Source organism: Aliirhizobium wenxiniae, assembly GCF_019511445.1.
In the GTDB taxonomy this organism is placed as follows: Bacteria; Pseudomonadota; Alphaproteobacteria; order Rhizobiales; family Rhizobiaceae; genus Neorhizobium; species Neorhizobium wenxiniae_A.
On the sequence record NZ_JAEUAN010000012.1, the window covers coordinates 107168 to 126735 of the forward strand.

A 19568-nucleotide genomic window follows, 5' to 3' on the forward strand; every position below is an offset into this window, starting at 1 on the left:
TCGACCATGCTTCTGAAGAAGTACGACGAAAACAAGGATGCCCTGAAGGAAATCGGCCGGGAAGCAATCGCCGAGCGCCGCCGTCTGGGCTTGCCGATCTCCGCCAAGGATCTGGCGAACGAAGCCAAGGATCGCGCCGAACACGAGGACATCCGTGTTCACGCCGCCATGGGGCGGTAATCATTGTCGCAGCCATCTTGCATCATTCTGGGCGGTCCTAACGGATCCGGCAAGTCATCCGCATATGCGAAGCTGAAGCTCGACGGCGTTTGGATCAATGCAGATGAGATCGCCAAGGAGCTGACGGGAACCAGTGATGGCGGAGCGGCGGCGATGGCAGCGGGTAGGGCGGCGATCCGTAAGCTGGCGGAGATGATCGAGACCAAAACCTCCTTCATCTATGAGACCACCCTGAGCAGCCAGCAAGCCGTCAACCTGATGCGCGATGCCAAGGCGGCCGGGTTCTCGGTCGGCCTCTATTATGTTGCCCTGGATTCCGTCGAGACGAACATCGAGCGCGTCAGGCAGCGTGTCGAGGCAGGCGGCCATGACATCCCTGAAGACGACATCCGCAGGCGTTATGCTGGATCACTGAATAAGCTGGCGGCGGCTCTGCAGTACGCGGACGAAGCCCTGCTGATGGATAACAGTGGCCTCGAACCGCATGAAGTTTTCCGGATATCATTTGGTGAGGTCGTGTCGGCCGACTTCGATGATCGGCTATATCTGCATCATCGGATGATCGAGAGCATCTGCATTGCCTACGACCTGTACCGTGTCGGCCGTGTCTTCAGGAAGAGGTAGCCGCCGCTGGAACACGATCGGGTGTCAGCGGATGATTTCCTCGAATGGATTCTCAGCCAAGAGGGCCGATACGAGCTGGTCGATGGGTATGTCATCGAGATGATGGCAGGTGCCAAGCTGGCCCACAACGTCGTCGTCTCGAACATGGTTTCCTCACTGGGTCCGCAATCGAAGTCTGGTGGCTGCCGAACGACTTCGAGCGACACAGCCGTTCAGACGCTGGCAACCATCATTCTGTTGGTTTCCACGCGGAACTGAGCCGGTGGGGGTGCGCAGGCAGCTTTCCGTACGAAATCGTACCGAAACGCAAACGCTCGATGTGCGTCACGTAGTGCAATGCGGAATCGGAGACACGCGAGACGGTGATAATAATCAATCTCGGCTTCAGGCTTACCGCCTATCACTCTTCTGGAAGGTCGAGCGAAGGGCGTTAAGTCATCGACAGAGCAACAAATTCTTCGCGCAGGACGTAAAATCTCTGCATGTGGCAACCAGGACGGCTCCTCAGACGAGCAGTCAGAACCCCGCCATTAGGGCTCAATTTGACGAAGCGTTTCCAGACTTCTCACGCGCCAGTCGGAGGGCGCGCAACTTCTCCGTCTTCTTCTCACGCGCGATCACCTCTGCGTCTATAATCTCATAAGCGACCCGGTCTGTTTCCTCGAATTTCGCGATCCTGTCAGCGAGCTTCATGGAAGTCTCCTCATTGCCGTCCCGTGTATCACGTAGCGCCATGACTTCCGACCTCAACCTTCTGTACGCTAGCGTTCAATCGAAGACCTGCGCCTTTCTTGTGGTTCGACTGCCGCGCTAGCCACCCACTTCGCCGCTGTTCTTAAAAAACCGAGGACGGTGCGATCCATTAGTGAGCTTTCGCCCGTCCTATTGAAGCTGCAAACGCAATCTCACTGCCGCCGCTTGGAAACCGGGACGTCACCGTATAGCTGATAGGGGTCAGCCAGCGCCTTGGTCGTTCTCTGAGTTCAAGTCCTGAGGCTTAATCCCATTGTCCGCTTGCTCTTCAGATGATCCTGAAGAAGAACCTAGACCACCTCCGCGGTCAGCCGACCAGGTCTGTGGAAGCTTCCCATTGCGCTCCTGGTTTGCTTCCCGCCAATGGCGCTCGTGTTGTCCATCCGGTCGGCCCTCGGCTTCCCACCTGGCGTAAGCGTCTTCACGGATGTTCTCTTCGTCTGACATCTGAGGCCTCACGGGAACTTCAAAGGAAACGGCGGTTGACTTCGTTGCTGATCATCGGGATCGCCACGGCGGTGGCAGTCGGCAGTTTCAGCGCCCTTACCAATTGTCCTAACGCAAAGGTCACGGCGACGGTCGTGGCGATCCTAAGCCAAGCATGGTCTTTTTCAGGAGGGAACTCGACATCGGATTCGCTATGGATAGCGGCCAGCTTCTCTCTCAAGTCTGCGACCTCGGCCTTCAGCCGTCGCACTTCTTCGATGCTAGCATCAGCGGGAGTCATCTGTCGGGCAGCGTTCACGTTCATACGGGCTCTCCTTCTTCCAAGTGCGGCTAACGCTTGAGAACCTCAAAAGATGCAGGCAATCTTCCGGTGACCTCGCAGCGAAGTCGCCTTTGATTTCTTCGAACCGCTGAACCCTTGCGCCGGGAACATAATTTGACGTCGCCCCGTTCCCAGCTCCGGTAACGCCAGTTTCATTTCAAGGAGAATTTCATGCAGCGTTTTATAGACAAGGTCGTCATCGTCACGGGCGCAGGCTCAGGCATTGGAAAGGCGACCGCCGAACGCTTCTTGAACGAAGGCGCAAAGGTTGCTCTGGTCGGTCGCACGAAGTCCAAGCTTGAAGATGTAGCGAAGCCATTTCCCGAAAGCCAAGTGATAGTTCTCGAAGCAGACGTTTCGAGCGAAGAGGACGTCAATCAACTCGTCGTCGCGACGGTCGAGAAGTTCGGCCGCCTAGACGTTCTGGTCAATAACGCAGGCGTGGTCACCCAAGGCGATGTGGCAACGCTTTCGACGGACGATTGGCGCACAGTTATGGCGACCGATCTTGATGGTGTTTTCTATGCATCGCGCGCAGCTATTCCGCATCTTGTATCGACTAAGGGGTCGATTATCCATGTCAGCTCCGTCTCGGGTACTGGCGGTGACTGGGGGATGGCCGCATACAATGCCGCGAAGGGGGCGATCACCAACCTAACCCGAGCGATGGCGATGGACCATGGCAAGGATGGGATCAGAGTGAACGCTGTTTGCCCAAGCTTCACAAAGACTGGCATGACTGAGGACATGGTCGACGATCAAGAACTGATCGATAAGTTCAACGAACGATTTGCACTCGAAGGCCCCGGAAAGCCCGAGGATGTGGCAGCCGTCATCGCCTTTCTCGCGAGCGAGGACGCGCGGTTCGTAACAGGAGTCAACCTACCTGTGGACGGCGGGATGTCCGCATCGAATGGCCAGCCGCCGCAATAAGGAATACGAGATGCCGGGAACGTTCAGGACGGTCTACGTCGTCGCATTCGATCTCGATGATAGGGATCAAGCTATCCAAGCATTCAGGCCGCGCGTCGCCTCCAGTGAAGCAGCGGCGATTGAGGAGGCGGAAGACTTGACGCGACGACACGCTGGTGTGGTTGTCTGGCGACGGGATAACGATCCTGTCGTCGGCGAGGAGGGCGATCCTGAGGTCATATTCAGTGTCGGCAGGATTGGAGATTTCGATTAGATACTCTTGAAGGTCTTCAGGGCATCGGTCGGACGACCGCTAGTTCCCGCTCATCAGCCGCACGACGGTAGTGGTAGCCGTGGGCACTGAGTTCGCCCGCATTCAAACGACACTGCAAGTCCCTCTAAAATCAAGGTATGGGCGACATTCTTCCCATCGACGCGAAGGATGCCGCAGCTTCGGCCAAAGTTACACCTGTCGGTCCCCTCGGTCCCGGGCGCGCAGGCACAGGCCACTATGGTGACCGTGCTTTTCCCGCGGCCACAAGTTGCCTCAGCCTGTCGCTGGCCCGATGCCTAGTTCGGCCTGCCGCGCGCACATAGGTTCAAATTTTTCGGGAGTGTTAAAGCCAACAAGACGGACGGGAGTGCCGTCAACCATTCTGATCGTATCTCCGTCGGTCACCGTGAAACGTTGCCCGTCGAACGACGACTGTGAAGTTGTTGTCGTTGCCTCCGAGAAATCAGCTCGATCACCGTTCGTATTGAACAGCTGCATGAAGCCGAAAGCAACGAAAACAGCTGGGAATGCGATCCATTTGATTTCTTGGTATCGCCATCGTCGGAATAAGAGCTGATCGCCTCCAGGTTTTCTGTTCCCTACTGGGTCGGTACTACTGCATAGGAATGACACTCGCATCTGCCGTTCCCTTGAGCCTCGTCAGCCGCGTCAGCATCACCAGTTGTTTTTCTGAGAGCCGGGTCTTTGTGCCATAGCGATCAATTATTCCGCGGATGTCAGCCAGGAATTGTCGCTGCCATGCTGTGGGTTGGCCCTCGCGCAGACCGCCGTCGATCCTGCTACGGAATTAAGCGATTTCGATTTCGCTCAGCATGGGCCCTTCTACTCCTGAACCATAACGTCCTCTCGAGAAGGCCAGCTTTCTTCAAATCACCCAAGTTTATGACCACGTTGTAGCATGGCGATTTCCATGACCGGATTGCGCCACGATCGGTCATCCTTAGTGCAGGTGTAGATACCAGAACAGCGCCGTTTCTGAACGATCCGACTGCCTGAGCGCATCGTAGAGGTGACGATCATATCCACCGAGCTTGAAACCGTATCGTTCGTAGAAGCGACAAGCGGACACGTTGCTCGTCTGTGTCTCTAGCCGAACTATCGCCAGACCATTCTCCTTCGCCCACGAGACTGCTTCGTCCATTAGAGCCCTCCCCAGGCCAGCACCTCGATACGCCCGCGAGATCATGATGTCATTTATTTCCGCGCATTGATTCCAAGCCTGCGATACAGCCACGTAGCCGAGAGTGTCACCCGAAAGGTTAGCGGTTGCGATCATGCGCTTGCTCGCCATCGCTTCCTCGAACAAGGCCTCGTCGCACGGATACTTTTTCTCATATGGAGCGACACATTGAACGTTGACGAGGTTTGGTCCCTCAAAAGGGGGGAGCGCTTCTTGCCGGACGGTGATGGAGAAATCCGCTTTTGCCAGCATCGCCAACGAAAGTTTGCTGACACGCTTTAATACAATGGGTGATGTTCGAGCTTGCACGCGTTCTTCAGCCTTTAGAACTCCAAAACCATGGCTAATCTAGTGAGTCTGCCGATGTCCGCAATGGCGGACGAAGCCAGTTTTCGGGTACACGCAGAGTCAGAACCGCGTTTTGATATAGTATTTAGGACGAGACGGAGTTGATATGCAGACCATTTACGATGGCGGTCAGCTTGGCGCTCAAGGCCAATGGATCGACGACATTTAGCTTTCAGGTCTCGAAGAGCGACGCACTGGTCGCCCAGTTCACCGCTTCCGCATGGTGTCCCGCAAAGAGAGCATTCTTCCGATTTAATGATATCGGCCGAACGGTCCGCTCGACGGCATTGTCGTCGATCTCAATCCGGCCTCACCGTGACGCACCTACTCGATTGCCGTTGGCACTCTCGTCTCAACAGAGCGAACCCGTCGCCAGTCGAGTCCGGCGAACAGCGCTTGTGAGCCATCAGACCGTCTCGTATATCTGGCGAGGTGAACGTATGCTCATCCAACCCCTTGGCCATCACCAGACCGCTGCCACGCCAGTAGATCAGCTTTGACCGATCCGCCTTGCGTGAGGGGAAAACGAAGACCAGTCCACTCCCCCGGCGTGACATGTCGTGCCATCGATCACACTGCCGCGTGCACGATGCGCGATGCTACAGTCGGTAGGTCAATTCCCGCTATCACCGGTCAATCTTCAAACCGACTCAGCATTGCAGCCAATTCCTCATTCTCGCGACGCAGTTTGTCGACCAGGAGGCCTTTCAGGCGGCGGTTCTCCAGTTCAAGCGCCGACAAAATGTCGCGATCGTCGAATGATATTGGTGAAGCTGACATCGCGACCGGCCTCTTCTGTGCCGGTTGCGCTGGCGTCCTTGTGGTTTTCGCGCGGCGCTGCTTGCGCACTTTTTTCTGCTCCAGAGCCATTTCCTCAGCCGTGGCAATCTCGGTTGCCTCGATCGCCGGCACAGTCGCCTCCGCTACGGGACAGTCTTCGAGCGTAGGGGCAACCGACGGCGCGACTTGCAGCATAGGAACCGGTTGAGGCGTAGCCGCTGTCTCGATTTTCAGCAGGGTTTCGGATGGCTGGACCGCCGCCTTTGTTGCCGGCATGTCGTCGGCTACGGCCTCCGACAGCGCACGCAAATCCGTATTGCCCCAAATCGACTTCGCGGTTTCTCGAGGCTGCTTGCGGTTTGATTTGTACTCGACGACAAAATTGCGTTGAGGACGATTGGTTGGATTTTTCAAGAGGTTTTCCCGCGTGCCATGTTCAGGCATTACTTACAGATTCGTTCTGATTAGTGACGATTTGTGACTTAGAGCACCTGTCACGCCTGTCCCGTTTCCGCACTGTATTTACAGGTACAAGGCGTCTCATGCAAACTTCCGATAGCCTCTTCAATTGCGCCACCGTGCGCCCCGGCATCGGCATCTAACCAGGACTTCGGTCTTATCGAACAGCCTGATCAACGGTCAGCGACTGCCAGAGTGCAGATCAAGCCGTCTAAACTGCAAGATGCGGACGGATATCCCTGCAGCCGATACCAGTCTCCACGACCTGTGCGGCACGATAGATGCTGAATTCATCGAAGTTGCGTCCGACTATCTGAACGGAGAGCGGGAGACCGTCGGCATTCAGGCCGGCGGGAACATTCATCGCTGGGGAGCCTGTGAGGTTGAAGGGAGCATTCGCAGACGGCGTCCCGTTCACCAACGAGTCTCTGGCCACATTTCTGATTGGTGGCGCAATGCCAAGTGCGCCAACCACAAGAAGGAGATCAACGGAGCGGAATGCTTCCGCCAGCTCGCGGACAAGTTCTCCTCTCCGCCGGCAGGCCTGGATATAGTCGACCGCGGTAAGCAGGTAACCGGGCAGGAAGCGCTCAACAGTGAATGGTCCATACTGATCGAGATTGTGCCTGAAATCGTGTTCATGGACGGCTGCTGCTTCGCCATACATGATGATGCGTTGTGCTGCGAAATAGTGACGAAGGGGAGACAACCGCACCTCAACAGTTTCGGCGCCGGCGTCCTTCAAAAGAAGTGCAGCCATCTCGAAGGCCGAGATACTGTCATGCGAGAAGCGGTCCCGTTCCTCCTCGTGAAAGTGTCGCACGAGACCTATCTTCAAGCCTCTAACGCCAAGTGCCGTGGCGCGCGACCATGGCTGCGATGCAATCTCGACCGACGATGGATCGTGGGGGTCATAACCTGCAAGCGCCTCCAGCGCGATCGCATTGTCCACGACAGTCCACGTCATCGGCCCAGCCGTATCCAGCGAAAAGGCCTGCGGTGTAATGCCGCGACGGCTTAGCCGACCATAGGTCGGCTTCATTCCGGCAATGCCGCAATAGGCAGATGGTGTTCGAATTGATCCGCCGGTATCGGTTCCGATGGCGAGTGGCACGGCTCCGGCCGCCACCGCAGAGGCTGAACCACTGGACGAGCCTCCCGTAAATCGTTCGATATCCCAGGGATTGCGTGCAGGTCCAAAGGGCAGGCTAAAATCCGGGCCACCCATCGCAAACTCCTGGGTCTCGGTCTTGCCAAGGTAGATCCCTCCTGCGGCGCGCAATCGCTCAACAACCGCAGAATCCGTTTCGGCAATCTCATCGATCGTCAGTCGCGACCCGTTGGTGGTCGCGACCCCTTCAACATCGATGATGTCTTTTACGGCGAATGGGATCCCATGCAGACGTCCCTTGTAGAAGCCACCCGATATCTCGGCCTCGGCAAATCGAGCGTCGATCCGGGCCCGCTCAGCATCGATAGTGTTAAAGCAGTGGAGTGTCGGATTGAGCCTATTGGCACGATCCAGATAATGGTCGAGGACTTCGACCGGCGATATTTTGCGCTCGCCGATCAACCGAGACGTTCCTGACAGGCCGAGCTCCCAGATTTCCGGCATCAGTCAGCCCTCCGAATTGTGCTGATTTTCGGTTCTGACGAATTCTGTATCGGGTTGCGGTGATAGCGGAACGCGGAAGACGTGTGCCGGCTCTGTCGCTCGATTTCGGGGAATCCGTAACAGATCCGTCAGTTCGCGCAGATGTCCATAGGATTGTCGTGCAGCTTCGAGCTGCTCCGCATTCAGCGACAATCCAGCGCGTTCGATGAGCGCTGCAAGGTCTTCCCGCCTGATCCTGTCAGTCTTCATTGATTTTACCTTTCGCGGTCCGCACGGCGGCGTCCGAACCGATCCGAACTGAGTGGGTTCGAACTTGGTGTTCGGCTCGACTGCCATGCGCGTTAATGTCACGGCTTGCGCGATCGACACGAGGCCAAAGCCGATCATGGGTAAGAGGAGACTCTGTGATATGCTGTGCATGGCACTCATATGCTCCACCTATGGTCGCGATAATTTCATTAGTCTCGCGTGTCCATATCCATACTCGATAAATCGCGCACATCGCCGAGCACTTGCCTGGTCGCGCGGCGTAGGGAGGATCACCATGGATCAAAGACTGCTTTCCCGGTCTCTTGCGAGGCTGGATGATGTGCATCACATAGAGGAAATGAAACCGGTCCTTGGTGAACTTGCTGGCGCCTACGAATTCGACCACATGACGTTCGTGATCGCCCGTCGTCGCGGGACCTCGGACGATTATCCTTTCCATTGCACAACCTATCCCTCGGAATGGACCTCTTCGTATTCAGCCCATAATTTCGTCTCGATCGATCCGGTGATGCGTGCATTTCCCTTGGCATTGTTGCCGATCGATTGGGCTGCTTTGGACTGGCGATCGGCAGAAGCGGAGAGATTTCGTCTCGAGGCCTTATCTTACGACATCGGCCCGAACGGTCTTTCGGTCCCTGTTCGAGGACCGAGAGGTGCTCAAAGCCTGTTTTCCGCCTCATCTGCAGTAGTGGGGAGGGAATGGTTTGAGTTCCGCGATCACCGTACCCACGATATGCTTGTCCTGTCACACTATCTCTACGAGAAAATCGAGCGCATCAGCGGATCTGTCCAGGACGATTACCTGCCTCGTTTGTCAAAGCGCGAGCGTCAATGCCTCTCCTATTTGGCGAACGGTTACATCGCCAAGCAAACGGCGATGCATCTGCAAATTTCAGAGAGCGCTGTGAGGCTGTACCTCCAATCTGCCAGAAAAAAACTTGGGGTCCGCACGAGCCACCATGCGGTTGCCAAAGCCATCATGCTTGAGATCGTCTCCGCAAATAGCGGACCCTGATAAAATCAGCGCCTCATTCAAGATCATCAATCTGTCGATTTCGATAGGTTGTCGAGAATATTGTCCAATGCACGATGCGCCATGTGAGACAGTCATAGCCGCTGCGGCATCCCGTCTCGGCCTTGAAGCTGGCCATTTGAGAGTTCGTTAAGCCAAACTTCATAAATATGACAGTGAATCATATTTATCTGAGGCCGTGTCAGTTCGGCGATCCGCACCAATCGAAACTTCTCAATCAATGGACAATGACGAGCGAACTTCATTCAAAAAAACTTCACGCAGCTTCTGAGCAGATATCCGAAGCCACTGAATTAATTGACGCCTTAATCGGTGTGCAAGAAATCTACGACATTGATTTTACGACCTATCATCTGGCACACACAATTTCCGACATTGTCGATACGCCTTTTGTCCGCACGACCTACAAGGATGCCTGGATCGCTCGGTACCTTCTACGCGGCTATGTCAGAATTGACCCGGTGGTCCAAGAGGGACTCGTCCGGCAACTACCCTTCGACTGGCGTGAGATTGAGGTGAAAGACAGCGCTGTCCGAGCGTTTATGCTCGATGCTCGAAAACACGGTGTTGCACAGAATGGGTTTTCCATTCCGATCATCGACAAATCCCGACGGGCACTATTGACCCTCAATTCGCGTATGGACGACACAATTTGGACCGCAAGGGTGAAAAGATATCGAGGCGAATGGATTGAGGTTGCGCAGCTCATTCACCGCAAAGCCATCCTGCAATTATACGGTGCTCGCGATCCCATGCTTCTCCTTGGCCAACGCGAGCTCGAATGCCTCCATTGGGCCGCTCTCGGAAACGACGCCAAGGGTATCTCAACGATCCTTAGTCTCTCGCAACATACGGTAAAAACGTACCTGAAATCCGCGCGTCACAAGCTCGGCTGTATCACCACGGCCGCGGCGACCACCAAGGCTCGGCATCTTCGCCTCATACATCCGTATGGCAATACCCTCATATGAGGGAGCGCAGAAGAGGATATTTGTCGTCTCCGGAAGCAGCCCCATGCTGCAGTGCCCCAAGCACTGGAGATGAACATGTACCGCCTTATTCAAGCACACCAATATGACAGGTATAAGGATCTGCTCGTCCAATCCTTCCGGCTGAGAAAGCGCGTTTTCGTTGACCGATTAGGATGGTCGGTCTCTGTTGTCGGAGACTGTGAAAAAGATATTTATGACGATCTCAGCCCTGCCTATTTCTTGTGGTGCGACGACGACGCGCTTACGCTCTACGGCTGCGTGCGGCTGATGCCGACCACTGGACCGACACTCCTCTACGACGTGTTCAGAAGTACCTTCCCAAATGCTTGTGATCTTGTGGCGCCATCAATCTGGGAAGGGACCCGAATGTGCATTGACGAAGTGGCAATATCCCGAGAGATGCCCGATCTGAGACCGGACAGGGCATTCTGCTTACTCCTGCTCGCCCTCTGCGAAGTTGCGATGTCAAATGGTATCGATACACTCGTGTCGAATTACGAACCTCACATGCGACGCCTCTACAGGCGCGCGGGCGCGGAGATCGAGGAAGTCGGTCGCGCAGATGGTTTCGGTCGACTTCCCGTATGCTGCGGGCTGTTTGAGGTTTCAGCCAGAATCCTTTCGAAGATGAGAGCGGCGCTACAGGTTACGCATCCGCTATACGGTGATCGTAAATCAATTGCTTTCGCCGATCGGTCTCCTCGTGTCACATGGCCGCCGTTTCCTGACCATTGCAATCTGCCTTACATCGATAGGATGTGACGCCGTGGGCACGGCCAAAGGCAACCAATCATTTTCTTTAAAGAGTCCGCAGCTAACAGCTCTGGGAATTGACTGCGTGTAAATGCGAAAGGCCATTTCGCCTTGCGAACTCTATTTCCGGGTTGCCATATGGGCGGATACGACCGCCGAATTCGAAATCAATCTATTCGGAACAATACGAGCCGGTCACCCTACCACAGGCAGAACCCTTGATGCCGCTTCAGGTTTCGGCCGAAGCCGAATTGCAAGCAGTAGCTTATTTTGAAGAATTTATTGAGGCTGAGTTTTGATGAATGACATACAGAACCGATAATGTCTCAAGGTTTAGGGCGTTTGGATCGCGTGGTCTTGTAGTCTTTGAGCGAGACGGCATCCTCCTAAGAACGAAACGCCTATCCGAAGATCTAGTCCTAAAAGACCTCAATCATGCGCTGATCGGATTGTTGAGACGCTTCCGGAGTCGTGGGATACGTTTCGGTTTTCTTTGCAATGATAGGGGAATGGATGCTGATAGTGCTGGGTGGGTAGCGTCATTGGCTTTGATGGACTTGATCGATGCCATTTTACGGGTCAATGACGCAGAGCCGGACTTCTGGATGGCAATGCCCTTTTCAAAACCAACACGCAACCCAAACGCTCGTAAAGCTCGAGATGATGCCCGCAGCTCCATCATGCTCCTGCGTGCAATCGAATGGTACGGCATGGAAAAGAGCCAGGTTGTCCTGGTAGGAAATTCGCGCGCCTGCAGAATGCTGGCAGGTGCGGACGGTATGACAGCACTCGAATATTCAGCGTCGACGTCGCAGGCGGACGAAAGTCGATCCGCAGATCTGCTCGAAATCGAACGAATTGAAAATGTGGTCAAAACGGCCTTGGGTCTTTAGCTCTGTCGCTACCACTCACGATGGTCCGGTTGTGGAGAAACCTTCTTATCAACGGCTGCGGCCGTTGTCTTTGTCCCGCGAGGGGCGCAGCCTGATTGATTTCGCTGTATTGCGGTCCCGCTGAGGCGACTTATCCTGATCTTTATCGATGGCATCGGAACGCTCAATACGCGATGCATTCACGAACCGATCACTCGACCCCATGTTGCTATCATTATGCTCGGCGACGTGATCGCGCCCGGCAGCAGTTTTCGTGTTGAGTGCTTCTGATTGGCGGGGCGCATTGCGGTCGCGATTTCTTGCCACGCGAGCATCAAGTTGCAGACCGACCACCTTGCCGATAATCTTGGTCGCCTGTTCAAAGACCAATCGGTCGGAGGGATCGACAATCTCCGCTGCCATCGTAACTGCGCTTCTTGCAAGCGTTTCTTTGGCAATCTTCGCTTGGGAGGAGCTGATGGGTGTGGAGCGCAGCATGTTTTCCTGTCCTTTCTCGCGCGCGGGATCGCGCCCCTTCTGAACCGCGGTCTCAAGCCTCTGATATTCGCGCCTCAGCCCGACCGAAAGATCCTGGCTCAGCTCTCTTACCGTACTCGGTGCGGCCCGGTCTCGCCCGAGACCATCAAGCATTTCGATTACTCGCTTGACCGAGCTACGGGTTTGTTCAACCCTTCGTTTCGCATCATCCCGGCGCGGCGCCGTGGGTTTATCCCAGACTTTCGAGACCACTTTGTCTATCACGTTGGACGGAGCAGTCGCCCCCATGCGCTGAAACATCTCCCATTCCCACCGCTTGATCGGCGGCGGTCCTGCGCGTTCCAACCGCTTCTGGCGATCGATTGGTATACCTCGATCACGCGCCTTTTCGGCGAAGCGGAGCCGCCATTCGGTGAAATCGCGGATGTTTGGATTTAGCGTGCGACCTGTTGCGCATCGCAGTGCCACGAGAACATGCAGATGCGGGTGCTTCTGCCTGTCTCTTCGATTGTGGACTGCGTAAGCGAAGCGGTGGCCGGCAAACTGCTCTCTCAGGAAATCCCGGCCCGCCAAAACGAAACGGTCGCGATCGACATTGGCTGGACCCGATAACAGAAGATGCATGAAGTCGCGCGGCTGGCGTGTTTGGAGAAGAGACCCAACCAGTTGACCGTGCTTCGTCAATTCCCGGTGATCGGCCGTCGTCAGGTCTCTGCGTTCGCTGCTCTGTTCATAACGGCCGCTTTTCCCCGGTCTTTCAACGACCTGGGTTTTCGTTGAAACCGTCACCTCCGCACCATTGCGTTGCATGGCGTGGAGCGTGGCCGTAAAGCCATTTGCTCCCGACGAAAAGTCGGCAGGATAGCGCGAAATCGGGACTATTCCGGCACCACGCATGGCGAGTTCCAGACGTCTGTCGATCGCATGCACAGTATCGATATCGGAGGAAATACGGCTACCCTGGCCACGATCAGATCGGTCCTTCTTCTCGTGTGCGATGACCAACGCAAATTGCAGCCTTGTCTGCCCCTTCACTCCATCACTCGCACTAAAGGCATAGGTCCGATCGGTATCACCTTCCTTACAGAACCCTTCTTTGGCAAGCGAGCGAAGAGCGTGCGCGATCGTCCCGCGATCAGTATTCTCCAGCTCATACGTGAGCCGCAGGACATCGTCGCTACCCCTGCGATTGCCGAATTCGCGCTCCCAAGATCGCACAGCAGCATTGATGTCGGTGACTTCTGCTCCGTCCTGATCGCGAGGTGTCTCCTCTCTGCCCTGATAAACAAGAACGTTTTTTGCTGAGCGTGCTCCCGCACCGTAAGATAAAACCTTCACGACGACCGCATTATTCCCGGTTGCGCGGCTAAATGCCGAGGCCGCACCCGCGTGCCCGCCAATTCTGACCGATCTGGCCGCCACACCTGCGCGTTTTTTTGCTGCTCCACCGCCGCCTCCACGTCGGCGGTTCTCCTCCTCAATCAAGTCGAAGTAGCTCGGCAGCGATCGGCCAGCCGATCTAGATACTGAGTAACGTTTGGATCGGTCGGTCATCGTGCTTCCTGATAAGGTCTGTGATGAAAGGTGAAGGGCGTACGAAACTAGCGTCCCGAATTGCGTCCAATGCTGCCATTACAGCCGTCAGTCGCTCCATAATTGCAGCGCCCCCCGAGGAAGAAGGTTTCGCAAGGAAGTCTTCATTGCGGAAGGCAAGCTCCCGAAGGAACTGATGCATATTCGCAAGTTGGCGATCATGTTCTTCGAGCATAGTGGGGATGCGCGTGACTTCTCGCGTGACGATTAGCTTCGCTACTATATTGGCGGATACCTCGAGCCGCTCAGCAACCTTTTCGAGTTCGACGCGAACATGGCCGGGCAGGCGGAACATGACGGCTGGTTCTCGCACGTGACTACAGCCCCCTTGCCTTCAAGGCTTCCCGGATCAAGCGATGCGTAGCCGAAGACAGCTGTTCGTGCTTCTCCAGCGAGACGCGAAAGATTTTCGTTAGCACCTCGTCATCCAGATAGAGAGAAATGCGCTTCTTTCCGGTGCTATGACCGACAGCGTCTTTAGAGTGCTTCAGTGGAGGCTTTTCGTGGCGATCATGGCGGCTCTCCTGTGTCGTACTGGGAGAACCAGATTTCTCAGTGACGATCTGATTCTGATCCGGGCCGCCCTCGTCTGGCAACCACTTTTCGAGATCGATATTCGTCGGCATATAGGAGGTCGCTGCGTCCTTGACCGCTTCGACTTGTTCTGCCGTGGCCGGCGATAAGGCCAGTATGTTTCCAACTGCTGTTCGTTCGCGTGACATGAACCTATGCCACCTCTGTCCTCAACAGGCCGATAAATTCGTTGTTGATCCGCTTCACGAGATCGATCGCGTCGAGAACACTCTCCGACGCACGGCGCCTGGCAGATGGCGTCAAAGCGGAATTCCTCTCGATCGTCGCCAGTTTGGAATATAGCGTGCCGAAGCCCGCACCGACGTCGCTGAAGTGATTGCTCTTGCGTACGACAGTTTCCACCATGGGGATCTTGCCATTGGTCAAGATTGCATGGACCTCAGGAAGCGATCGGTTGTGCTTCAGCGCAATCATATCAACGTAGTTCCAGATCGCCGCGAAGGGAATTGGCCCAGCCGCACGCTTTTTCGAGATCTCTCTTAGGATGGTTGCAACCTTGATGGCCGATGTCGCCGCAGTTGGTTCGGGAATGATCGGAATGAGAATGGCGTCACACTGATGGTAGACCTCGATCGCCCGTTGGTGGACATAACCACCGACGTCATAGATTCGGATGTCAGCTTCGGGCGCTTCCGAGAGGCGCTCGCAGAAGCGGTCGCCCGGGGCAACACGCAGGTGGAGCAAGGTTCCATCGGTCGGCAACAAGCCTCGCTTCATAGAGACGTTGTACCAACGCGTTGAGGACTCCTGTTCGTCGCAGTCGATGAGAAGCGTACGATGTCCCTGCTGGGCAAACTCAGCAGCGAGATTGACGTTGAGTGTCGATTTCCCCGCACCTCCCTTAAACGTAGAGATGGCCAATGAGAGTGGTTTGATTGCCATGGTGCTCCTCATTTTCGTTGCACGTGATGCCGTGGCGCAATCAAATTCTCCACGCCGAAGGCGGCGGTCAGTTAAGATGACCGAATGAGCTCTTGGATTTCGCGCGATGCTCGTCTTGCTGCCGTGTGAAGAGGGCAGCGGTATAATCCTCGTCATCAAGGTCTCGCTGGCTTTTCCTAGGCGGACGGCCGGGCCAAACCGCGAGAATGGGTAGACAAAGCAGCGTCCAGGACGTGATTGTCGCAGCCTTGAACCAGGCCGACTGATCATAGAGGTCGGAAGCCGATTGCCAGAGGATCAGCGTCCAGTCTGAAGGAAGAAAGACGTATGAAATCGCAAGGATGATCCAAAACCCGACGAAACATGCCAGCATGAGAAACACTGGCGCAACAAGCACAAGAAATGCAACCAGAGCAAGAAACCAGATCACGCGGATCGGGAACGTCAGGATAGCGAGAGCCGTTCGCAACGCTGCCATGTGCACCTCTTCATTGATCAAGATGAGTGACTGTCACATTCGTACCTCAAATTTTTCCAACTGACCAGACTTGCACTGCCGTATAATTTTGTGCACTCTCGAAATCTTGAGATATGACGGATGCAAACATGGGATTTGACGCGCGACTTCTCAATCTCACGGTGTTTAGGACAATTCCTCTCGCTATCGCCGCGTTTCCCCGTCCGCGACGGCCAGAGACCTTGGACGCGACATCAATGGGCGGTCATTTTTCTTATCCTGCAGAAGCAGATCCTATTGGGCGAATGCAGGCAGGCCACTGCGCGCCCTTAATACCGCCAGCGCTCGATACTGAAAACGAAATAGTGGAATTGGCGACAGGCGGAAGCGCGAGCATCGCGACCGAAACGCTCATTGTAAGAGCCGACGGGGCGCGACGAGGTCTATCGATGGCAGCCATTCGAAGCACTCACCAGGGCACAGCGAGCTCGACACATCTGAATGTGGGCATGACCGCCGCTCTCACTGATATCGAGAATGGAGCGCGAAGAGATTCTCTACCTCCTGAACAACGACAGAGGCCAAGCATCATTACGGCGCACTGTGGCCTCGGCTTTTTCTCTGAAGGTGGATCTGACCAGAGCATATCTGAGGCGGCGATCGAAGGGCGATCACGCTTTTCGCACATCCCCGCGGTGAATGTGGCCATTCAAGGCCGTCGATGAATTGATGCGGATGGGAAACCTGATGTTTATCTCCACGATCTTCGCTTCCGGACTGTATGCAAGCATCTACCTGCTCCCATCTATCACCTCGGATGGTGCCCACGCCGGGCAGCCAGTCTCTCGTCCGATCACCATGATCCAGGCAACTCAAGCGGACATCGCCTCGACCTCAAGCGAGAGAGCCACCTCCCTCCTCGCCCCATTTCCGAATCCTGCACAATTCGAGACCGGTGACACCTGGGTGTCGGGCGGCCGTCGATATCGGCTCTATGGAATGCAGTCCTGCCTCAGAGGAACTCGTGTTACAGCCTCGAGCGGTATGGCTCGCGACTGCGGCGAGCTGAACATCATTATGACGCAGGCGATCATCAGGGATACAAGACCCGTCTGCGAGACCGTCAACGACATTGATCAACACAACGCAGTCGTCGTTTGCCAAACAACAGCTGGTGAGCATCGATACGATCTTGCAACCTATCTAATTGCGCAAGGTTGGGGATTTGCAGCATTCGACGATAGCGGCCAGCTCGTCGTGCCTGGCTACAGGGTAGCCGAAGACAGCGCCCGGTCAGCTCGCGCCGGCCTCTGGGCATCATCCGATCTCCCCCATCCTGTCTCAGTTCTGCGGCAGCAGAGGGATGGTCAGCGATGAGGATTATTTCGAGAATGCTGATCGCCTTGACTGTTATGCCCCATCCAACGATGGCTCAATCACGGCCAACCGATCTACCGCGCCAATTTTATGGGAAGGTGCAGATTGTCGATAGCACGACCTTGGAGTTCGTCAGGACAAAACAGCTCGTACGACTGGCGGGATTTGAAGCCCCACGCCTCGATCAGATGGCAACCAGCGAAAGTGTCTCCTGGCCGGCTGGCCAGGTATCTCGGGCATGGATGATCCTGAGAACACTTGGGCAAGACGTCAATTGCGCGCCTATCGGCCGCGATCGAAACAAGGTCCTCATCGCCCACTGCTTTGTCGGAGAGACAAACCTTGCCGCAACCGCGATAGCGGAGGGCATCGGATATGCGTTCAACTATCGCGACGAACCCCGGGTCCCGGCCTATTTCGATATCGAGAGGAAGGCGCGAGGGCTGGGCTATGGTGTATGGTCGTCGCCGGGTCTTATCCCCCCTTGGCTCTATTCGACGCCGATGACAAAGCCGGCGACGCAAGATCCCGAGCAGCCCGAAACCACACCCGGCCTACCCCTCCCATTGCCAGTCGCCAAAAAGACCGGTGATGTCAACGATGCGCATGGAGGCTGAAATGCGTCGCTTTCTCAAACTTCTTTCGATTGCAATTTTTCTGGGTTCATCTTGCGGAATGGTCACGCAGGCGCAGGACGCCGTGACATCCTCAGATGTACAAATGCGTGACCCTAACGTTTGCGGAGCCGCAGGGGCCGGTTGCGATCCGGCCGAAGTTCAGCATTGGAAAGAGGTCGGCAACCGCCTTGCCGATCTGTCGTCGGCCGATCTTAGTCAATACGCCTATGCATGCGTTCAGCATACAGACTGGAAACAGGAGTGTGAGACTGACCCCACCGCTGTCCTGAGGCGGCTTGGTATCGAAGGATACTGAGCCATGCCCTCCAAATCTCTTTTGATTGGCCGATCGCCGCACTGGGTGCAAGGCCAGGCGATGCCGAACAACAATCCGCGTCGAGGTCGTCGATGCAACCGCAGGAATAATCAGCTCGCCACACCTTCTTTTCACCGGGGTCGGCGATTGCTTGGATCAACGACAAACGCAAGACAAGGAGGCTTAGGATGAAAAGGATGCTGTCTGCCAGGACGACCTTTGTCGGCTTTGCATTAGTTCTCATTGCAGCATCGGCCAGATCGGAAGACGCGTCCTGGGGATGTCAGGTGCTGTTATGCGCCGCCTCCCAAAATCCGTCTTGGCATGGCGTCGGCTATTGCGTTCCGCCGATGACCAAACTGATCTCCGCGATGAAAAAGCCGGGCTTCTCATGGCCGATCTGTCAAGAAGCTAACACCGGCAAACCCGGACATGAAGTCTACGAGGAGTGCCCGGCTGGTACGACGATCGGATATAGCACGCAAGGGGACAATGATTGGCAAGGCGCGCCCGATCAGTGCATCAAGACTGTCAATGTCTGCCAGTATTCAGGCAATCGAGGCACCCACACGCAGCGTTTTGGCGCCGTCATCCGCGGAGTTTATGAGAATGGCAACGATGGGTGCCTGCAGCAGATTACAACACAGCGGCCTCGCCGGGCAGATCCTTATTTTTTTGACATTCCGAATGATCAGGGCGTGAAGCAGAGGTTCTGGTTCAATCTAAGCCATTAGGCGTTCCAAATGCTACATCAGCCCGGAAAGGCACTCTTCTTCTTGCGGCGGGCCAGCAGAGCGGCAACGCGAGGGAGATCGGCTTCGGTGACCGTTAGGAGTTCCTCGATGCTGACATTCCATTCCTTCGCCATCTTGTCGAGAGTAGACAATTTGACGTCGCGCATGCCGCGCATGACCTGCGACATATACGATTCCGTAAAGCCGAGGGGCTCAGCGAGTTCCTTATTTGTCGTTCCCCGAGCACGCTTCAGCCGATCTAGGCCAATTGCGAGCCGATCCGACAGCGGAAGTGTTTCCACCACCGATATGTCGATCCACCCGGCGAACTCGTTTGCTTTCACGCGCCCCATCTGCGGCCTTCTCCCAAATCACGTGCCTTCGCCGAACGGTGACGTGCGCTCCCGGCCGACAGAGGAAGCCGCGATCCTGCAAAGACAGAGAGGTTTTGCGGATCGTGACACACCCAAGGCCAAGAACTACCACACGAGCTGAAACTGCTTATCCCTCTGCACAAGCGGCTTCAACGCGTTTGCGACTACTTACACCGGGGTGACAGATTATCGCAATAGCACGGGGTGACCGAACGTGTTGTCGATAGGTCGTGAAGACCTAGACACCGACCTGTTTGACCGCCGTTAGGATCATCCGTGCTGGTTAGCCGG

At 55.6% G+C, this 19568-nt stretch carries 27 protein-coding genes and 1 pseudogene; 13 read left to right on the forward strand and 15 right to left on the reverse strand.

What is annotated here, in order from left to right:
- The first annotated feature begins 6 nt into the window (after window positions 1–6).
- The 3 genes from JNB91_RS16105 to JNB91_RS16115 are packed head-to-tail and all read left to right on the forward strand — an operon-like array spanning window position 7 to window position 1062.
- Complete coding sequence (locus tag JNB91_RS16105; RefSeq protein WP_220326534.1) at window positions 7–180, forward strand: hypothetical protein; 174 nt, start codon at window positions 7–9, stop codon at window positions 178–180.
- A 3-nt stretch (window positions 181–183) separates the two neighbouring features.
- Window positions 184–804: an ATPase gene (locus tag JNB91_RS16110; protein WP_220326535.1), complete on the forward strand. Its 621-nt coding sequence runs from the start codon at window positions 184–186 to the stop codon at window positions 802–804.
- Window positions 805–825: 21 nt separating this feature from the next.
- Window positions 826–1062, forward strand: coding sequence for a Uma2 family endonuclease (locus tag JNB91_RS16115; RefSeq protein ID WP_220326536.1), 237 nt, complete (start codon window positions 826–828; stop codon window positions 1060–1062).
- A gap of 279 nt (window positions 1063–1341) precedes the next feature.
- Here the strand turns inward: JNB91_RS16115 and JNB91_RS16120 are convergent, their stop codons facing one another.
- The 3 genes from JNB91_RS16120 to JNB91_RS16130 form a co-directional block, all read right to left on the reverse strand.
- Window positions 1342–1497 (reverse strand): hypothetical protein, encoded by a 156-nt coding sequence (locus tag JNB91_RS16120; RefSeq protein ID WP_220326537.1) that lies wholly within the window; start codon window positions 1495–1497, stop codon window positions 1342–1344.
- 261 nt (window positions 1498–1758) lie between these two features.
- The gene (locus JNB91_RS16125; protein ID WP_220326538.1) at window positions 1759–2004 is read right to left on the reverse strand and encodes a DUF2934 domain-containing protein; all 246 of its coding nucleotides are present in this window, start codon (window positions 2002–2004) and stop codon (window positions 1759–1761) included.
- Window positions 2005–2023: 19 nt separating this feature from the next.
- On the reverse strand, window positions 2024–2308 hold the full coding sequence (locus JNB91_RS16130) for a hypothetical protein (protein ID WP_220326539.1): 285 nt from the start codon (window positions 2306–2308) through the stop codon (window positions 2024–2026).
- Window positions 2309–2497: 189 nt separating this feature from the next.
- Here JNB91_RS16130 and budC point away from each other — a divergent pair, with 189 nt between their 5' ends.
- Together budC and JNB91_RS16140 are read left to right on the forward strand one after the other, a co-directional pair.
- Entirely contained in the window at window positions 2498–3259 is a 762-nt protein-coding gene (gene budC, locus JNB91_RS16135; protein ID WP_220326540.1) for a meso-2,3-butanediol dehydrogenase, read from the forward strand.
- Window positions 3240–3512, forward strand: coding sequence for a hypothetical protein (locus tag JNB91_RS16140; protein ID WP_220326541.1), 273 nt, complete (start codon window positions 3240–3242; stop codon window positions 3510–3512). The genes budC and JNB91_RS16140 overlap by 20 nt, the downstream gene beginning before the upstream one ends.
- Before the next feature lie 273 nt (window positions 3513–3785).
- On the opposite strand, the gene JNB91_RS16145 is transcribed toward JNB91_RS16140, so the two are convergent.
- From JNB91_RS16145 to JNB91_RS16175, 7 genes and pseudogenes are all read right to left on the reverse strand, one after another.
- Window positions 3786–4010, reverse strand: coding sequence for a hypothetical protein (locus JNB91_RS16145; protein WP_220326542.1), 225 nt, complete (start codon window positions 4008–4010; stop codon window positions 3786–3788).
- Between the two features lie 463 nt (window positions 4011–4473).
- A complete protein-coding gene (locus JNB91_RS16150) occupies window positions 4474–4965 on the reverse strand; it encodes a GNAT family N-acetyltransferase (protein ID WP_223218215.1) in 492 nt (163 codons plus the stop codon).
- A gap of 181 nt (window positions 4966–5146) precedes the next feature.
- Window positions 5147–5371 (reverse strand): annotated as a pseudogene (locus JNB91_RS16155) (IS66 family transposase); the annotation flags it as partial.
- On the reverse strand, window positions 5361–5618 hold the full coding sequence (tnpB, locus tag JNB91_RS31655) for an IS66 family insertion sequence element accessory protein TnpB (RefSeq protein ID WP_220326544.1): 258 nt from the start codon (window positions 5616–5618) through the stop codon (window positions 5361–5363). The gene tnpB and the pseudogene JNB91_RS16155, both read right to left, overlap by 11 nt.
- 76 nt (window positions 5619–5694) lie before the next feature.
- On the reverse strand, window positions 5695–6285 hold the full coding sequence (locus JNB91_RS16165) for a hypothetical protein (protein WP_220326545.1): 591 nt from the start codon (window positions 6283–6285) through the stop codon (window positions 5695–5697).
- Between the two features lie 226 nt (window positions 6286–6511).
- Window positions 6512–7915 carry an amidase gene (locus JNB91_RS16170; RefSeq protein WP_220326546.1) on the reverse strand — a complete coding sequence of 468 codons (1404 nt, stop codon included), beginning with the start codon at window positions 7913–7915 and terminating at the stop codon, window positions 6512–6514.
- A gap of 3 nt (window positions 7916–7918) precedes the next feature.
- Window positions 7919–8344: a hypothetical protein gene (locus tag JNB91_RS16175; RefSeq protein WP_220326547.1), complete on the reverse strand. Its 426-nt coding sequence runs from the start codon at window positions 8342–8344 to the stop codon at window positions 7919–7921.
- 115 nt (window positions 8345–8459) lie between these two features.
- Between JNB91_RS16175 and JNB91_RS16180 the strand changes: the two genes are divergently transcribed.
- From JNB91_RS16180 to JNB91_RS16195, 4 genes are all read left to right on the forward strand, one after another.
- Window positions 8460–9200, forward strand: coding sequence for a LuxR family transcriptional regulator (locus JNB91_RS16180; RefSeq protein WP_220326548.1), 741 nt, complete (start codon window positions 8460–8462; stop codon window positions 9198–9200).
- Between the two features lie 245 nt (window positions 9201–9445).
- Entirely contained in the window at window positions 9446–10189 is a 744-nt protein-coding gene (locus JNB91_RS16185; protein ID WP_220326549.1) for a LuxR family transcriptional regulator, read from the forward strand.
- A gap of 75 nt (window positions 10190–10264) precedes the next feature.
- A complete protein-coding gene (locus JNB91_RS16190) occupies window positions 10265–10972 on the forward strand; it encodes an acyl-homoserine-lactone synthase (RefSeq protein WP_220326550.1) in 708 nt (235 codons plus the stop codon).
- A gap of 500 nt (window positions 10973–11472) precedes the next feature.
- A complete protein-coding gene (locus JNB91_RS16195) occupies window positions 11473–11856 on the forward strand; it encodes a DUF5321 domain-containing protein (protein WP_220326551.1) in 384 nt (127 codons plus the stop codon).
- Window positions 11857–11904: 48 nt separating this feature from the next.
- Here JNB91_RS16195 and JNB91_RS16200 read toward each other — a convergent pair whose 3' ends face one another.
- From JNB91_RS16200 to JNB91_RS16215, 4 genes are all read right to left on the reverse strand, one after another.
- The gene (locus JNB91_RS16200) at window positions 11905–13887 is read right to left on the reverse strand and encodes a relaxase family protein (RefSeq protein WP_220326552.1); all 1983 of its coding nucleotides are present in this window, start codon (window positions 13885–13887) and stop codon (window positions 11905–11907) included.
- Between the two features lie 356 nt (window positions 13888–14243).
- The gene (locus JNB91_RS16205; RefSeq protein WP_220326553.1) at window positions 14244–14648 is read right to left on the reverse strand and encodes a hypothetical protein; all 405 of its coding nucleotides are present in this window, start codon (window positions 14646–14648) and stop codon (window positions 14244–14246) included.
- Window positions 14649–14652: 4 nt separating this feature from the next.
- A complete protein-coding gene (locus JNB91_RS16210) occupies window positions 14653–15402 on the reverse strand; it encodes a ParA family protein (protein WP_220326554.1) in 750 nt (249 codons plus the stop codon).
- A 67-nt stretch (window positions 15403–15469) separates the two neighbouring features.
- Complete coding sequence (locus tag JNB91_RS16215; RefSeq protein ID WP_220326555.1) at window positions 15470–15880, reverse strand: hypothetical protein; 411 nt, start codon at window positions 15878–15880, stop codon at window positions 15470–15472.
- 678 nt (window positions 15881–16558) lie between these two features.
- Here JNB91_RS16215 and JNB91_RS16220 point away from each other — a divergent pair.
- The 4 genes from JNB91_RS16220 (at window position 16559) to JNB91_RS16235 (ending at window position 18903) form a co-directional block, all read left to right on the forward strand.
- Entirely contained in the window at window positions 16559–17236 is a 678-nt protein-coding gene (locus JNB91_RS16220; protein WP_223218207.1) for a thermonuclease family protein, read from the forward strand.
- A gap of 14 nt (window positions 17237–17250) precedes the next feature.
- Window positions 17251–17853: a thermonuclease family protein gene (locus JNB91_RS16225; protein WP_223218208.1), complete on the forward strand. Its 603-nt coding sequence runs from the start codon at window positions 17251–17253 to the stop codon at window positions 17851–17853.
- Between the two features lies 1 nt (window position 17854).
- Window positions 17855–18169, forward strand: coding sequence for a hypothetical protein (locus JNB91_RS16230; RefSeq protein WP_220326557.1), 315 nt, complete (start codon window positions 17855–17857; stop codon window positions 18167–18169).
- Window positions 18170–18366: 197 nt separating this feature from the next.
- Window positions 18367–18903, forward strand: coding sequence for a hypothetical protein (locus JNB91_RS16235; protein ID WP_220326611.1), 537 nt, complete (start codon window positions 18367–18369; stop codon window positions 18901–18903).
- A 17-nt stretch (window positions 18904–18920) separates the two neighbouring features.
- Here the strand turns inward: JNB91_RS16235 and JNB91_RS16240 are convergent, their stop codons facing one another.
- On the reverse strand, window positions 18921–19256 hold the full coding sequence (locus JNB91_RS16240; protein ID WP_220326558.1) for a helix-turn-helix domain-containing protein: 336 nt from the start codon (window positions 19254–19256) through the stop codon (window positions 18921–18923).
- Window positions 19257–19568: the final 312 nt, after the last annotated feature.

Excerpts from the sequence above, each read along its gene's own strand:
- JNB91_RS16235 (WP_220326611.1), top strand. The coding sequence starts at position 18,367 with ATGCTGTCTGCCAGGACGACCTTTGTCGGCTTTGCATTAGTTCTCATT.
- JNB91_RS16105 (WP_220326534.1), top strand. The coding sequence starts at position 7 with ATGCTTCTGAAGAAGTACGACGAAAACAAGGATGCCCTGAAGGAAATC.
- JNB91_RS16140 (WP_220326541.1), top strand. The coding sequence starts at position 3,240 with ATGGCCAGCCGCCGCAATAAGGAATACGAGATGCCGGGAACGTTCAGG.
- JNB91_RS16130 (WP_220326539.1), bottom strand. The coding sequence starts at position 2,308 with ATGAACGTGAACGCTGCCCGACAGATGACTCCCGCTGATGCTAGCATC.
- JNB91_RS16220 (WP_223218207.1), top strand. The coding sequence starts at position 16,559 with ATGTGGCCATTCAAGGCCGTCGATGAATTGATGCGGATGGGAAACCTG.
- JNB91_RS16225 (WP_223218208.1), top strand. The coding sequence starts at position 17,251 with ATGCTGATCGCCTTGACTGTTATGCCCCATCCAACGATGGCTCAATCA.
- JNB91_RS16215 (WP_220326555.1), bottom strand. The coding sequence starts at position 15,880 with ATGGCAGCGTTGCGAACGGCTCTCGCTATCCTGACGTTCCCGATCCGC.
- JNB91_RS16180 (WP_220326548.1), top strand. The coding sequence starts at position 8,460 with ATGGATCAAAGACTGCTTTCCCGGTCTCTTGCGAGGCTGGATGATGTG.
- JNB91_RS16185 (WP_220326549.1), top strand. The coding sequence starts at position 9,446 with ATGACGAGCGAACTTCATTCAAAAAAACTTCACGCAGCTTCTGAGCAG.
- tnpB (WP_220326544.1), bottom strand. The coding sequence starts at position 5,618 with ATGTCACGCCGGGGGAGTGGACTGGTCTTCGTTTTCCCCTCACGCAAG.
- JNB91_RS16125 (WP_220326538.1), bottom strand. The coding sequence starts at position 2,004 with ATGTCAGACGAAGAGAACATCCGTGAAGACGCTTACGCCAGGTGGGAA.
- JNB91_RS16195 (WP_220326551.1), top strand. The coding sequence starts at position 11,473 with ATGGATGCTGATAGTGCTGGGTGGGTAGCGTCATTGGCTTTGATGGAC.
- JNB91_RS16150 (WP_223218215.1), bottom strand. The coding sequence starts at position 4,965 with ATGCTGGCAAAAGCGGATTTCTCCATCACCGTCCGGCAAGAAGCGCTC.
- JNB91_RS16230 (WP_220326557.1), top strand. The coding sequence starts at position 17,855 with ATGCGTCGCTTTCTCAAACTTCTTTCGATTGCAATTTTTCTGGGTTCA.
- JNB91_RS16190 (WP_220326550.1), top strand. The coding sequence starts at position 10,265 with ATGTACCGCCTTATTCAAGCACACCAATATGACAGGTATAAGGATCTG.
- JNB91_RS16145 (WP_220326542.1), bottom strand. The coding sequence starts at position 4,010 with ATGCAGCTGTTCAATACGAACGGTGATCGAGCTGATTTCTCGGAGGCA.
- JNB91_RS16175 (WP_220326547.1), bottom strand. The coding sequence starts at position 8,344 with ATGAGTGCCATGCACAGCATATCACAGAGTCTCCTCTTACCCATGATC.
- JNB91_RS16200 (WP_220326552.1), bottom strand. The coding sequence starts at position 13,887 with ATGACCGACCGATCCAAACGTTACTCAGTATCTAGATCGGCTGGCCGA.
- JNB91_RS16205 (WP_220326553.1), bottom strand. The coding sequence starts at position 14,648 with ATGTCACGCGAACGAACAGCAGTTGGAAACATACTGGCCTTATCGCCG.
- budC (WP_220326540.1), top strand. The coding sequence starts at position 2,498 with ATGCAGCGTTTTATAGACAAGGTCGTCATCGTCACGGGCGCAGGCTCA.
- JNB91_RS16120 (WP_220326537.1), bottom strand. The coding sequence starts at position 1,497 with ATGAAGCTCGCTGACAGGATCGCGAAATTCGAGGAAACAGACCGGGTC.
- JNB91_RS16210 (WP_220326554.1), bottom strand. The coding sequence starts at position 15,402 with ATGGCAATCAAACCACTCTCATTGGCCATCTCTACGTTTAAGGGAGGT.
- JNB91_RS16165 (WP_220326545.1), bottom strand. The coding sequence starts at position 6,285 with ATGCCTGAACATGGCACGCGGGAAAACCTCTTGAAAAATCCAACCAAT.
- JNB91_RS16170 (WP_220326546.1), bottom strand. The coding sequence starts at position 7,915 with ATGCCGGAAATCTGGGAGCTCGGCCTGTCAGGAACGTCTCGGTTGATC.
- JNB91_RS16240 (WP_220326558.1), bottom strand. The coding sequence starts at position 19,256 with ATGGGGCGCGTGAAAGCAAACGAGTTCGCCGGGTGGATCGACATATCG.